12 protein-coding genes are annotated in these 14,012 nt (G+C 71.4%); all 12 read left to right on the plus strand.

The genetic code is table 11. The features are described from left to right. Positions 1-367: 367 nt before the first annotated feature. The 12 genes from pyrR to metK all read left to right on the plus strand — a co-directional run bounded on the left by pyrR (position 368) and on the right by metK (position 13,940). Positions 368-994 carry a bifunctional pyr operon transcriptional regulator/uracil phosphoribosyltransferase PyrR gene (gene pyrR, locus OVA15_RS03750; protein WP_006213277.1) on the plus strand — a complete coding sequence of 209 codons (627 nt, stop codon included), beginning with the start codon at positions 368-370 and terminating at the stop codon, positions 992-994. Beyond that, on the plus strand, positions 991-1,992 hold the full coding sequence (locus tag OVA15_RS03755; RefSeq protein ID WP_024290526.1) for an aspartate carbamoyltransferase catalytic subunit: 1,002 nt from the start codon (positions 991-993) through the stop codon (positions 1,990-1,992). The genes pyrR and OVA15_RS03755 overlap by 4 nt, the downstream gene beginning before the upstream one ends. After that, positions 1,989-3,359 carry a dihydroorotase gene (locus tag OVA15_RS03760; RefSeq protein ID WP_268143170.1) on the plus strand — a complete coding sequence of 457 codons (1,371 nt, stop codon included), beginning with the start codon at positions 1,989-1,991 and terminating at the stop codon, positions 3,357-3,359. The genes OVA15_RS03755 and OVA15_RS03760 overlap by 4 nt, the downstream gene beginning before the upstream one ends. 5 nt (positions 3,360-3,364) lie before the next feature. Continuing rightward, the gene (locus tag OVA15_RS03765; RefSeq protein ID WP_024290524.1) at positions 3,365-3,925 is read left to right on the plus strand and encodes a PH-like domain-containing protein; all 561 of its coding nucleotides are present in this window, start codon (positions 3,365-3,367) and stop codon (positions 3,923-3,925) included. Continuing rightward, positions 3,922-5,157 (plus strand): glutamine-hydrolyzing carbamoyl-phosphate synthase small subunit, encoded by a 1,236-nt coding sequence (gene carA, locus OVA15_RS03770; RefSeq protein ID WP_268143172.1) that lies wholly within the window; start codon positions 3,922-3,924, stop codon positions 5,155-5,157. The genes OVA15_RS03765 and carA overlap by 4 nt, the downstream gene beginning before the upstream one ends. Beyond that, positions 5,157-8,492, plus strand: coding sequence for a carbamoyl-phosphate synthase large subunit (carB, locus tag OVA15_RS03775; protein ID WP_268143174.1), 3,336 nt, complete (start codon positions 5,157-5,159; stop codon positions 8,490-8,492). The genes carA and carB overlap by 1 nt, the downstream gene beginning before the upstream one ends. After that, positions 8,485-9,393, plus strand: coding sequence for an orotidine-5'-phosphate decarboxylase (gene pyrF, locus OVA15_RS03780; RefSeq protein WP_268143176.1), 909 nt, complete (start codon positions 8,485-8,487; stop codon positions 9,391-9,393). The genes carB and pyrF overlap by 8 nt, the downstream gene beginning before the upstream one ends. 182 nt (positions 9,394-9,575) lie before the next feature. Then, on the plus strand, positions 9,576-9,890 hold the full coding sequence (mihF, locus tag OVA15_RS03785; protein ID WP_006213270.1) for an integration host factor, actinobacterial type: 315 nt from the start codon (positions 9,576-9,578) through the stop codon (positions 9,888-9,890). 154 nt (positions 9,891-10,044) lie between these two features. Beyond that, positions 10,045-10,644 carry a guanylate kinase gene (gene gmk, locus OVA15_RS03790; protein ID WP_006213269.1) on the plus strand — a complete coding sequence of 200 codons (600 nt, stop codon included), beginning with the start codon at positions 10,045-10,047 and terminating at the stop codon, positions 10,642-10,644. A 119-nt stretch (positions 10,645-10,763) separates the two neighbouring features. Further along, positions 10,764-11,234 carry a DNA-directed RNA polymerase subunit omega gene (gene rpoZ, locus OVA15_RS03795; protein WP_053447330.1) on the plus strand — a complete coding sequence of 157 codons (471 nt, stop codon included), beginning with the start codon at positions 10,764-10,766 and terminating at the stop codon, positions 11,232-11,234. A 143-nt stretch (positions 11,235-11,377) separates the two neighbouring features. Further along, positions 11,378-12,631, plus strand: coding sequence for a bifunctional phosphopantothenoylcysteine decarboxylase/phosphopantothenate--cysteine ligase CoaBC (gene coaBC / locus OVA15_RS03800; protein ID WP_268143180.1), 1,254 nt, complete (start codon positions 11,378-11,380; stop codon positions 12,629-12,631). Between the two features lie 124 nt (positions 12,632-12,755). Further along, complete coding sequence (gene metK, locus OVA15_RS03805) at positions 12,756-13,940, plus strand: methionine adenosyltransferase (protein ID WP_024290517.1); 1,185 nt, start codon at positions 12,756-12,758, stop codon at positions 13,938-13,940. The last annotated feature ends 72 nt before the right edge of the window (positions 13,941-14,012 follow it).

The raw sequence follows: 14,012 nt of genomic DNA on the forward strand, positions 1-14,012 counted from the left end.
CGGATCCCGAGGCAGCGGACCAGCCCACGGTGGCGCAGGTCCTGGCCGAGTCCGCCGAGCAGGAGCAGGGTGTGGCCCTGCCCGATTTCGACGAGGCCGAGCTGGAGGGCGCGCAGGTCCTGGCGCCCGGCTCCGACGAGCAGCAGGAAGGCTCCGCAGGGCGCACCGACGCCTCCTGAGGCCGGGTCCAGGCCGACATGCACACGCGCACCGGTGCCCCGCACCGGTGCGCGCGCATGTCCGGGCCCCTGGCCGATGGCCGCACGAGCGGCAGAGCCCGTCCGGGGGACAGGGTCCCCGGTGCTAGGGTTGCCGTCGGCACAGCACCCTTTAAGTCCGTCCGGAGAGGCGGGGAAGGAGGCGCACCGTGGCAGAGGAGAACCTCCGCGAGACGGCGACGCACAGCTCGGGCCGCGAGCAGGACGGCGGCGCGTCGAGCGCACGGCGGATCCTGGCTCCGGCCGACATCGACAGGGCGCTGACGCGCATCGCCCACGAGATCCTGGAGTCCAACCGGGGCGCTGAGAGCCTCGTGCTCATGGGCATCCCGCGCCGCGGCTATCCGCTGGCGCAGCGACTGGCGGCCAAGCTCGCCCAGTTCGACGACTTCGATCCGCAGACCTCCCTCGGCCAGCTCGACGTCACCATGTACCGCGACGACCTGCGCACCTCCGGCTCGCGCGTCCCCTGGCCCACCCGCTTGCCCGAGGCCGGCATCGACGGCCGCACCGTGGTCCTGGTGGACGACGTCCTCTACTCCGGTCGCACCATCCGTGCGGCCCTGGACGCCCTTACGGAGCTGGGACGCCCCGAGATCGTGCGGCTGGCCGTGCTGGTCGACCGCGGCCACCGCCAGCTGCCGATCCGCGCCGACTTCGTCGGCAAGAACCTCCCCACCTCCTCCCAGGAGCGGGTCCGAGTGCGGCTGTCCGAGATCGACGGAAGCGCCGAGGCGAGCGCTCAGGAGACCGACCAGGTGGTGATCGAGGGATGAAGCACCTGCTGAGCACGCGGGAGATGACCCGCGCCGAGGCCCTGCAGATCCTCGACACCGCCGAGCGGATGGGGGAGCTGGGGCAGCAGTCCGTGCGCAAGCTGCCGGCGCTGCGCGGCCGCACCGTCGTGAACCTGTTCTTCGAGGACTCCACGCGCACCCGCATCTCCTTCGAGACCGCCGCCAAGCGCCTGTCGGCCGACGTCTTGAACTTCTCGCCCAAGGGCTCCTCGGTCTCCAAGGGTGAGTCCCTCAAGGACACCGCCCAGACCCTGATGGCCATGAACGCCGACGCCGTGGTGATCCGCCACGGCGCCTCGGGCGCCCCGCAGCAGCTGGCGACCTCCGGGTGGATCGACGCCGCCGTGCTCAACGCCGGAGACGGCAAGCACGAGCACCCCACCCAGGCGCTGCTCGATGCCATGACCCTGCGCCAGCACCGCGCCCGCCTGGCCGGGGTGGACCCCACGGGCACCGACCTCGCCGGCATGCACGTGGTGATCGTGGGCGATGTCCTGCACTCGCGCGTGGTCCGCTCCAACATGTGGCTGCTGTCCACGCTCGGCGCCCGGGTGACCCTGGTGGCCCCGCCCACGCTGGTGCCCGTGGGCGTGCAGCACTGGCCGGTCGAGGTGCGCTTCGACCTGGACGAAGCCCTGGCCGAGGGCCCGGATGCCGTGATGATGCTGCGCGTCCAGCGCGAGCGCATGCACGCGGCGTTCTTCCCGTCCGAGGCCGAGTACGCCCGGACCTGGGGCCTGACCCACGAGCGCCTGCAGCTGCTGGATGCCGCCGGGCTGGAGACGGCGATCATGCACCCCGGCCCCATGAACCGCGGCCTGGAGATCTCATCCGAGGCCGCCGACTCGCCGCGCTCGACCGTGCTGCGCCAGGTCGCCAACGGCGTCTCCGTGCGCATGGCCTGCCTGTACCTGCTGCTGACCGGCGAGGACGAGACCGCCGGCGCCGATCCCTTCAGCCCTGAGGAGACCCGATGAGCCCCGCCAACGAACCGTCCGCGACAGGCGCGCAGCGCTGGCTGATCCGCGGCGCGAGCCTGCTGGGCGAGCGCACGGCCGACCTGCTCGTGGCCGGCGGCCACATCGAGCGCATCGGCGAGGGTCTCGAGGACTCCGAGGCGCGGGTGATCGAGGCCCAGGGCCTGATCGCGCTGCCCGGACTGGTCGACATCCACACCCACCTGCGCGAGCCCGGACGCGAGGACGCCGAGACCGTGGAGACCGGCACGCGCGCAGCCGCCCGCGGCGGCTTCACCGCAGTCTTCGCCATGGCCAACTCCGACCCGGTGGCCGACACCGCCGGCGTGGTCGAGCAGGTCTGGGGCCTGGGCCGCGATGCCGGCTGGGCGCAGGTCCAGCCCATCGGCGCCGTGACCGTCGGACTGGCCGGCGAGCAGCTCTCCGAGATCGGCGCCATGGCCGAGTCGCGGGCCGCCGTGCGCGTCTTCTCGGATGACGGCAAGTGCGTCCACGACCCGCTGCTGATGCGCCGGGCTCTCGAGTACGTCAAGACCTTCGACGGCGTCGTCGCCCAGCACGCGCAGGACCCGCGTCTGACCGAGGGCGCCCAGATGAACGAGGGCTCCGTCTCGGCGGACCTCGGCCTCGGCGGCTGGCCGGCGGTCGCCGAGGAGGCGATCATCGCCCGCGACGTCCTGCTCGCGCAGCACGTGGGCTCGCGCCTGCACATCTGCCACCTGTCCACCAAGGGATCGGTCGAGCTCGTGCGCTGGGCCAAGGAGCGCGGGATCGACGTCACGGCCGAGGTCACCCCGCACCACCTGCTGCTCACCGACGAGCTCGTGCGCACCTTCGACCCCGTCTACAAGGTCAACCCGCCGCTGCGCACCGAGGAGGACGTCCAGGCCGTGCGCCAGGCGGTCGCCGACGGCACGATCGACGTCATCGGCACCGATCACGCACCGCACCCGCGCCAGGACAAGGAGTGCGAGTGGTCCGGTGCGGCCCACGGCATGACCGGGCTGGAGACCGCGCTGTCGATCGCTCAGCACACCCTCGTGGACACCGGCCTGCTCACCTGGGCGGACGTGGCCCGGGTGCTCTCCGAGACCCCGGCGCGCATCGGCGGACTGGGGGAGCAGGGCCGACCGCTGGCCGAGGGGGAGCCCGCCAACATCGTGCTCTTCGACCCGGCCGCCGAGACCGTCGTGGATCCCGAGGCCCACGCCAGCAAGGGGCGCAACAGCCCCTACCGCGGCCTGACCCTGCCCGGTTCGGTCCGCGCGACCCTGCTGCGCGGGCACCCCGTCGTGCTCGACGGCGAGCTCTCCAGCCCCCATCCCGACGCCGCCCGCAGCGTCGGCGGCCCGTACCAGGGGCGGTGAGCGGCATGGATGTCAGGCTGCAGACCGCCCTGTGGGGCATCGCCGTCGTGCTCGTGGTCCTGGTGCCGGCTGCGCTGGCCTGGCGCCGTCGCCGCAACCGCGACGAATCCCGTGCGCCGCTGCCTGAGCTGCCCTCGGACATCGAGCAGCGCGACCCGCTCGGGCACGTGGACGGCATGTACGTGGCCACGACCCGCCACGGCAACACCATGGACCGCCTGGTCGGCCACGGCCTGGGCGTGCGCACCCGGGCCCGGGTCTTCCTCTACGAGGACGGCCTGCTCATCGACCGGACGGGCGCCGAGCCCGTGTGGATCGCCGCCGAGCGCGTCACCGACTACGGCACCGGCTCCGGCATGGTCGGCAAGTTCGTCGAGCCCGGCGGGCTCGTCATGGTGACCTGGGACTTCGCGGGCGAGCCGGTGGACACCGGCTTCCGGCCGCAGGGCTCCCAGGATCGCCCCCGGCTGCTCGAGGCGCTGGCCGCCTACGGCACCGCACAGACTTCCGAGACGCCCCACGAGGGCGCCGCTTCCGCATCGCAGAACCAGGAGACTGCTCCGTGACCGCACACCCCCTCACCCCTGCGATTCTCGTCCTGGAGGACGGGCGCACCTTCCGCGGCAGCGCCTGGGGCGCTGAAGGCCGCACCCTCGGCGAGGCTGTGTTCTCGACCGGGATGACCGGCTACCAGGAGACCCTGACCGACCCGTCGTACGCGGGCCAGATCGTGGTCATGACCGCTCCGCACGTGGGCAACACGGGCACGAACGCGCAGGACGACGAGTCCCGCCGCGTGTGGGTCGCCGGCTACGCCGCGCGCGACGCCGCCCGTGTGGCCTCGAACTGGCGCAATGAGAAGACCCTGGACGAGCTGCTGGCCGAGCAGGGCATCGTCAGCATCCGCGACATCGACACCCGCGCGGTGACCCGCCACCTGCGCAGCGCCGGGTCCATGCGCGCCGGGATCTTCTCGGGCGAGGCCCTGGGCTCGCGCACCGTCGACGAGCTGCTGGCGGAGGTCCGCGAGCAGCCCTCGATGGCCGGGCAGCGCCTGGCCGAGACCGTGACGACCGAGCAGGCCCACACGATCGAGCCGTCCGAGCACGGCTGGGACGGCGAGGTCATCGGCGACGTCGCCGCGATCGACCTCGGCATCAAGTCCATGACCCCGCGGCGCATGGCCGAGCGCGGGCTGCGCGTGCACGTGCTGCCGGCAACCACCACTGTCGAGCAGATCCGCGAGCTGGGCGCTGACGGCGTGTTCATCTCCAACGGCCCCGGCGACCCGGAGACCGCCGAGGCCCAGATCGAGGTCCTGCGCGACGTCCTGCGCTCGGGCACCCCGTTCTTCGGGATCTGCTTCGGCAACCAGCTGCTGGGCCGGGCCCTGGGCTTCGGGACCTACAAGCTGCCCTTCGGCCACCGCGGCATCAACCAGCCCGTGCTGGACCGCCGCACAGGCAAGGTGGAGATCACCGCGCAGAACCACGGCTTCGCCGTCGACGCCCCGCTCGACGGGCCCGTCGAGGCCCCGACCGGCGGCTTCGGGCGCGTGGAGGTCAGCCACATCGGGCTCAACGACCAGGTGGTCGAGGGCCTGAACTGCCTGGACATCCCCGCGTTCTCCGTCCAGTACCACCCCGAGGCGGCGGCCGGTCCGCACGACGCCGCCTACCTCTTCGACCGCTTCGTCGACATGCTGCGCACCCGCGAGCCCTTCACCGGCGGCGCGCAGGCTGAGGCCGTCGTCGCAGAGACCACCCAGAGCACCGCCAGCCAGGAGGCCAAGAACTGATGCCGCGCAGGAACGATCTCAACAGCGTCCTGGTCATCGGCTCCGGCCCGATCGTGATCGGTCAGGCAGCCGAGTTCGACTACTCGGGGACCCAGGCCCTGCGGGTTCTCAAGGAGGAGGGCCTGCGGGTCATCCTCGTGAACTCGAACCCGGCCACGATCATGACGGACCCGGAGTTCGCCGACGCCACCTACGTCGAACCGATCACCCCCGAGGTGGTCGAGAAGATCATCGCCCAGGAGCGCCCCGACGCGATCCTGCCCACCCTCGGCGGGCAGACCGCGCTGAACACCGCGATCGCCCTGGATGCCAACGGCGTGCTCGAGAAGTACGACGTCGAGCTGATCGGCGCGAATATCGCGGCGATCAACCTGGGCGAGGACCGCGAGGCCTTCAAGGGCGTCGTGGAGCGCTGCGGCGCCGAGTCCGCCCGCTCGATCATCGTCCACTCGATGGATGAGGCCCTGGCCGCCGCCGAGGAGCTCGGCTACCCGATGGTCGTGCGCCCGTCGTTCACCATGGGCGGCCTGGGCTCGGGCCTGGCCTACGACGAGGCCGACCTGCGCCGCATCGCCGGCGCCGGCATCCAGTACAGCCCGACATCCGAGGTCCTGCTCGAGGAGTCGATCCTGGGCTGGAAGGAGTACGAGCTCGAGATGATGCGCGACCGCAACGACAACGTCGTGGTGGTCTGCTCGATCGAGAACTTCGACCCCGTGGGCGTGCACACCGGCGACTCGATCACGGTGGCCCCGGCGCTGACGCTGACCGACCGGGAGTACCAGAACCTGCGCGACATCTCGATCGCCGTGATCCGCGAGGTCGGCGTGGACACCGGCGGCTGCAACATCCAGTTCGCGGTCGAGCCGGAGACCGGACGCGTGGTCGTCATCGAGATGAACCCCCGCGTCTCGCGCTCCTCGGCTCTGGCCTCCAAGGCGACCGGCTTTCCGATCGCCAAGATCGCGACCAAGCTCTCGCTGGGCTACACCCTCGATGAGATCCCCAACGACATCACCAAGAAGACCCCGGCGTCGTTCGAGCCCACGCTCGACTACGTCGTGGTGAAGTGCCCGCGCTTCGCCTTCGAGAAGTTCCCGGCCGCCGATCCCACGCTGACGACCACCATGAAGTCGGTCGGCGAGGCCATGGCCATCGGGCGCAGCTTCACCGAGGCGCTGCAGAAGGCCATGCGCTCGCTCGAGCAGAAGGGCTCGAGCTTCGACTTCGCCCGCCCCGAGGTCGAGATGGGCCCGCACGGGATCCAGCGCCTGATCGATGCCACCCGCGCCTCGACCACCGAGCGCATCCACGCGGTGCAGCAGGCGCTGCTCAACGGCGCGAGCATCGACCAGGTCCACGAGGCCACCGGGATCGACCCCTGGTACCTGGACCAGATCAGCCTGCTCAACGAGGTCGCCGAGACGGTGCGCGCCGATCCGGACCTCAGCGAGGACACGCTGCGCCTGGCCAAGCGCCACGGCTTCTCCGACGAGCAGATCGGCCGGCTGGCCCTGGTCTCGGAGGACGTGGTGCGCGGGGTGCGCCACGCCCTGGGCGTGCGCCCGGTGTTCAAGACCGTGGACACCTGCGCGGCCGAGTTCGAGGCCTACACCCCGTACCACTACTCGTCCTACGACGAGGAGACGGAGGTCGGGGAGCACTCGGCGAACTCCGTGCTGATCCTGGGCTCCGGGCCCAACCGCATCGGGCAGGGCATCGAGTTCGACTACTCGTGCGTGCACGCCTCGATGGCCCTGGGCGCGGCCGGCTACGAGACCGTGATGCTCAACTGCAACCCGGAGACGGTCTCGACCGACTACGACATCTCCACGCGCCTGTACTTCGAGCCGCTGACCTTCGAGGACGTCATGGAGGTCATCGCCGCGGAGCGGGCCACCGGCGGGCTGCTGGGCGTGTTCGTGCAGCTGGGCGGTCAGACCCCGCTGAAGCTGGCCGAGCAGCTCAAGGCCGCCGGGGTCCCGATCCTGGGCACCACGCCGGAGGCCATCGACCTGGCCGAGGACCGCGGCGCCTTCGCCCGCGTGCTCCATGATGCCGGGCTGCTTCAGCCGCGCAACGGCACGGCCTCGACCTTCGAGGACGCCCGCACGATCGCGGCCGAGATCGGCTACCCGGTGCTCGTGCGCCCGTCGTACGTGCTGGGCGGGCGCGGCATGGAGATCGTCTACGGCGATGACCAGCTGCGCACCTACCTGGAGAACGCGACCGAGGTCTCGCCGCAGCGCCCGGCGCTGATCGACAAGTTCCTCGAGGACGCGATCGAGATCGACGTCGACGCCCTCTACGACGGACAGAGCCTGTACGTCGGCGGGATCATGGAGCACCTCGAGGAGGCCGGCATCCACTCCGGCGACTCGGCGTGCACCCTTCCGCCGGTCACCCTGGGCCCGGACGTGCTCGAGCGCGTGCGCCAGGCCACCGGGGCGATCGCCGCCGGTGTGGGGGTGCGCGGGCTGATCAACATCCAGTTCGCCCTGGCCGCGGACATCCTCTACGTCATCGAGGCCAACCCGCGCGCCTCGCGCACCGTGCCGTTCGTCTCCAAGGCCACCGGCGTGCAGCTGGCCAAGGCTGCGGCGCTGATCGGCACCGGAGTCTCCATCCGGCAGCTGCGCGCCGACGGGACGCTGCTGCCCGACGGCGACGGCTCGCACCTGCCGGACGACGCCGCGGTGGCCGTGAAGGAGGCCGTGCTCCCGTTCGCCCGCTTCCGCACCGCCGAGGGCCGTGCCGTGGACTCCCTGCTGGGCCCCGAGATGCGCTCGACCGGCGAGGTCATGGGCATCGACGAGCACTACGACACCGCCTTCGCCAAGGCCCAGGCCGGCGCGGGGGTGGCGCTGCCCACGCAGGGCCGGGTCTTCGTCTCGGTCGCGAACAAGGACAAGCGCGCCGCGGTGGCCTATGTGCGCATGTTCCGCGACCTCGGCTTCGAGATCGTGACCACCGGCGGCACCGCCAAGGTGCTTCGCCGCAACGGGATCGACTCGACGGTGGTCGCCAAGATCTCCGATCGCGATTCGACGGAGCGCACCGTCGTGGACCTGATCGAGGCGGGCGAGATCGACCTGGTCTTCAACACGCCCTCCAGCGGCGGGGACTCCCGCGGCGACGGCTACGAGATCCGAGCCGCGGCTACTTCGGTCGGCATGCCGATCGTGACCACCGTGGCCCAGCTGGGTGCCGTGGTGCAGGCCGTGACGGCGCTGCGCGAGCACACCTGGGACGTCACGCCGCTGCAGGTCCACGAGCAGCGGCTGCGCGAGTCTGTGGCCGCCGCCCGCGAGTCGGCGGAGCCCGCCCGTGGCTGAGCCGGCGGCACCCAGCTTCGGCACCCGCGCGGCGGCGGCGATCGCCGAGCACGGTCCGCTGTGCGTCGGGATCGACGCCCATCCCTCGCTGCTGGAGGCCTGGGGGCTGCCCCAGACCCCGGCGGGGCTGCTGCGCTTCTCCATGGGCGTCGTGGAGGCCCTCGAGGGCCGGGTGGCCGCGATCAAGCCGCAGGTGGCCTGGTACGAGGCCTACGGCTCCTCCGGGATAGGCGTCCTGGAGCAGACCCTGGAGGCCTGCCGTCAGGCCGGGATCCTCTCCATCGCCGACGCCAAGCGCGGGGACATCGGCTCCACCATGCAGGCCTATGCCCGCACCTGGCTGGCCGAGGAGTCCGCGCTTCGCGCCGATGCCGTGACGCTGAGCCCGTACCTGGGCGCCGGGGCCCTCGAGCCGGCCTTCGAGCTGGCCGAGGCAACGGGTCGCGGCACCTTCGTGCTGGCCCTGACCTCCAATCCCGAGGGCGCTTCGGTGCAGCACCGAGGGGCTCCGGAGTCAGTGGCAGCCGCCGTCGCGGAGGCCGTCTCCCAGCGCAATTCCGGGGCTCTCTCAGCGTCGGTGCAGGTCATGCCGGGTGAGGACTCGCATTATGACCGCTTCGTTACGGGGCCCCACGGACTCGTCGTCGGAGCGACCACCGGAGAGGCGATCGCGCAGGTCGGAGTGGACCTGGCCGGCCTCGACGGCCTGGTCCTGGCTCCGGGCTACGGCGCCCAGGGCGCGACCGCTCAGGATCTCGGTGCCATGTTCGCCCAGGTCAGAGGACGGGTGCTCGTGAACTCCTCGCGCGGTATCCTCGCTGCCGGACCCGAGCCCCAGGCCCTGCAGGGGACCGTCAGCGCTGCTCAGGCCGAGCTGTCCCCCGAGCTCTCCGCCGCCTAGACCGCCCCGGCTGCCAGTCGCGGAACCCGATCCACCGGGGTATCGGCCCAGGTCCGCTACCACCTCCGCTATGACCATTCCAACGAATGTGCATACAGTTGCGCGAGCGCGCCGACCTCGATCCTGGTCGGATCATGGGCGAACGGCGAGCGAGAACTGGTGTTCATAGGGAGGAACCGGTCATGGCATTGCGCCTGCTGACAGATGAGGAACGGGCTGCGGCCCGAGAGAAGGCGACCGCCGCTCGCGCGGTGCGCGCCGAGGTGAAGGCCAAGCTGAAGGATCGCTCCATCACGGTGGCGGAGATCCTTCAGCGCGCCGAGGAGGACGAGGCGCTGAGCCGCATGAAGGTCTCCGACCTGCTGGAGTCCGCTCCGGGCATCGGCAAGGTCCGCTCCGCGGCCATCATGGAGGAGATCGGCATCGCCAAGACCCGCCGCGTGCGGGGCCTGGGCGTGCACCAGCGCAAGGCGCTGATCGATCAGCTCGATCGCTGAGCCGGCGGCCGCCCGGTCCTGCGGCCGCTTCCTGACGAGGCGCCCCGCCTCCTTCCGTCGATCCGCGGTAGCAGGCGGGGCGCCTTCGTCATCGGCGGTATCCTGAGGCTCCCATCCGCAGGACGCAGACTGAACAGCAGCTGGAGGAGCATCCTTGCCGCAGGAGCACACCGGAGCGAGCATCGCCCCCGAGCACGTCACCGTGCTGGCCGGGCCCACGGCCGTCGGGAAGGGCACGGTCTCCACGTACATCCGCGACCACTGCCCGGATGTCTGGCTCTCGGTCTCGGCCACCACCCGCGCCCCGCGCCCGGGCGAGCAGGAGGGCGTGCACTACTTCTTCGTCGACGACGACGAGTTCCAGCGCATGGTCGACGAGGGCCAGATGCTCGAGTGGGCAGTGGTGCACAACCGCAGCCGCTACGGCACGCCGAGGCAGAAGGTGCTCGACGCCGTCGCCGCCGGGCGCCGCGTCCTGCTGGAGATCGATCTGGCCGGGGCGCGCCAGGTCCGGCAGTCCATGCCGGAGGCGCAGCTGGTCTTCCTGGCCCCTCCCACCTGGGAGGAGCTGGTCGCCCGGCTGACCGGTCGAGGCACCGAGAGTCCCGAGGAACAGCAGGTCCGCCTCGAAACCGCTAAGATGGAGCTTGCTGCGGAGCCGGAGTTCGACCACACCGTCGTCAACGACCAGGTGGAGACCGCCGCGCAGAGGCTCGTCGAGCTCATGGGGCTCGACCCGCGCACCTGCGCCTGAGGCCGCGAACCCGTCGCCCCCGCGGCATCGCAGACTTCGTGCGGCGCCCGCGCCCGCACCGCGAACATCACGGGAGCAGCCCCGCTGCTCCGCACCGAAAGAGCGTCAGGAGAGACTCCTTGTCCACTCAGCACCAGGGCATCACCGATCCGCCCGTCGACCGCCTGCTCACCAAGGCCGACTCCAAGTACGGACTCGTGATCTTCTCGGCACGTCGCGCCCGGCAGATCAACGCCTACTACTCGCAGCTGCACGAGGGCCTGTTCGAGTACGTCGGCCCGCTGGTAGAGGTCCAGCCGAACGAGAAGAGCCTCTCGATCGCCATGCGCGAGATCGACGAGAACCTGATCGAGGCCACCGAGGTCTCGGACGTCGGGTTCTCCGAGAACGGCCAGGCCGTTCCCGAGCGCGAGCTCGGCGTCGACGACTTCTACGCGGACTACTTCGGCGAGCAGCAGGGCGGGGAGATCGACTCGTCCATGGTGTTCTCCGAGAACGCGGAGGACCAGGGCTCCGAGGAGGCCGCTCCGGAGGCCGCGGCCGCCGAGGAGCAGGCGGAGATCCCCTCGGACGAGCCCTCCGAGAACTGAGCCACCGGGGCGCCAGCCCCAGCGCAGTCTGCCTGCGCACAGCGACGGCCGGTCGGGACCAGCTACCGACCGGCCGTCGCCTTACCCTCGCCGCGGTGCCCCGGCACTGCGGCCGCCACGCGAGCAACAGAAGGGGCCGGTCCATGCGCATCGTCCTGGGCATCGGCGGCGGGATCGCCGCGTACAAGTCAGCGCTGCTGCTGCGGCTGCTCACCGAGGCGGGACACCATGTGGTGCCCATGCCTACGCGCGCGGCCCTCGAGTTCGTGGGCGCGCCGACCTGGGAGGCGCTGTCCGGCGAGCCGGTGAGCACCGGTGTCTTCGACCGGGTGGACACCGTCAACCACGTCCGGCAGGGCCAGGCGGCGGACCTGGTGATCGTGGCGCCGGCGACCGCGGATCTGCTGGCGCGCGCCGCGCACGGGCTGGCCGACGACCTGCTCACCACCACGCTGCTGGCCACCGAGGCTCCCGTGCTGCTGGCCCCGGCCATGCACACCCAGATGTGGGAGAACCCCGCGGTGCGCGAGAACGTCGCCGCGCTGCGCCGCCAGGGCCGCCACGTGCTCGACCCGGCCTCCGGGCGCTTGACCGGACAGGACACCGGCCCCGGACGGCTCCCGGATCCGGAGGCGATCCGCGACGCCGCCCTGGCGCTCGTGGCCGAACCCGCGCGGACCCCGACCAGGCCGTCGCTGTCCGGGCTGCGGGCCGTCGTCTCCACGGGCGGCACGCAGGAGCCGCTGGACCCGGTGCGCTTCCTGGGCAACCGCTCCTCCGGCAAGCAGGGCCTGGCTGTGGCCCGCGCCCTGCAGGCCGCTGGTGCGCAGGTGGACCTCGTGGCCGGTCACACGGAGGTCGCCCTGCCCGAGGACGCCGAGGGACTGAGCGTGCACCGCGTCAGCACCGCCCTCGAGCTGCAGGAGGCCATGCAGCGGCTGTCGCGGGAGGCGGACGTCGTGGTCATGGCCGCGGCGGTGGCCGATTTCCGCCCGGCGGAGATCGCCGAGTCCAAGATCAAGAAGACCGACGACGACAACGACGCCCCCACGATCGTGCTGACCCGCAATCCCGACATCCTGCGCGGACTCGTCCAGGCGCGGGACGACTCCGGGCGGGAGCAGCTGATCGTGGGCTTCGCCGCCGAGACCGGCGATGCGCAGACGGATCCGCTCGAGTTCGGCCGGGCCAAGCTCGTCCGCAAGGGATGCGACCTGCTGTGCGTCAACCAGGTGGGCACCGACCTCGTCTTCGGCCAGGACACGACCCGCGTGACGATCCTGGAGGCTCCGGTGCAGGGCCGTGCGGCGCCGGACGAGACCGTCGACGGCACCAAGGCCGAGGTCGCAGCGGCACTGGCCCGGCGCATCGCGCAGCGAGTGGGCCGAGCCGACTGAGACGCGCCGTGTCCGGGGATGCTGCGGACGCGCTGGGACGTCGTGGGCTGGCGGTACCCTGGCAGGCGTGACTTCGACGCCTTCTGCCACCAGCAGCGCCCGCAGGGCCCAGACGCCAGGCCGCATGAGCCTGTTCACCTCGGAATCCGTGACCGAGGGCCACCCGGACAAGATCTGCGACCGCATCTCGGACTCGATCCTCGACGCCCTGATCACCGACGACCCGAACTCCTCGGTGGCTGTGGAGACCATGGCCACCACCGGGCTCGTCCACGTCGCAGGCGAGGTCAAGTCGGAGGCCTACGTCGACATCCCCTCGATCGTGCGCCGCTCCATCCTGGACATCGGCTACAACTCCTCGGTCCAGGGCTTCGACGGCAAGTACTGCGGCGTCTCCATCTCGGTGGGGGAGCAGTCCCCGGAGATCTACGACGGCGTCTTCCACTCCCTCGAGTCCCGCGAGGGCCTTGCTCGGGATCCGCGCGACGCCCAGGGCGCGGGCGATCAGGGAATCATGTTCGGCTACGCCTCCAATGAGACCGATGTCCTCATGCCGGCGCCGATCTACTATGCGCACCGCCTCTCCGAGCAGCTCACCCGCGTGCGCAAGTCTGCGGTGCTGCCCCACCTGCGCCCGGACGGCAAGACCCAGGTCACGCTGCGCTACGACGGCATCACCCCGGTGGCCGTGGAGACCGTCGTGGTCTCCGCCCAGCACGCCGAGGACTACGCCCTGGAGCAGCTGCGCCACGACATCCGCGCCTCGGTGATCGACCCCGTCCTGGAGGAGACCGGGCTGGATCTCTCGGAGCTGAAGGTCATCGTGAACCCGGCCGGGGACTTCATCACCGGAGGACCGGTCGGAGATGCCGGTCTGACGGGGCGCAAGATCATCGTGGACACCTACGGAGGAATGGCCCGCCACGGCGGCGGCGCCTTCTCGGGCAAGGATCCGTCCAAGGTGGACCGCTCGGCGGCCTACGCCATGCGGTGGGTCGCCAAGAACGTCGTGGCGGCGGGCCTGGCAGCGCGCGCCGAGGTCCAGGTGGCCTACGCGATCGGCAAGGCCCGCCCCGTGGGGGTCTACGTGGATACGTTCGGCACGGAGACCGTCGACCCGGCGCGCATCGAGTCCGCCGTGGAGGAGGTCTTCGACCTGCGACCGCTGGCGATCATCGAGGACCTGCAGCTGCAGCGGCCCATCTACGCCAAGACCTCGGCCGGCGGTCACTTCGGCCGCCAGGACCCCGACTTCACCTGGGAGAAGACCGACCGCGTGGACGCCCTGCGATCGGCGGTCGGAGCCTGATCCGTGCCGGCCGACCGCACGCCCGAGCGGGCATCCGACCAGGCGGCATCCTCGCCCGAGCAGGCACCAGAT

Origin of the sequence: Kocuria sp. SL71 (assembly GCF_026672465.1) — a bacterium.
Lineage (GTDB): Bacteria > Actinomycetota > Actinomycetes > Actinomycetales > Micrococcaceae > Kocuria > Kocuria palustris.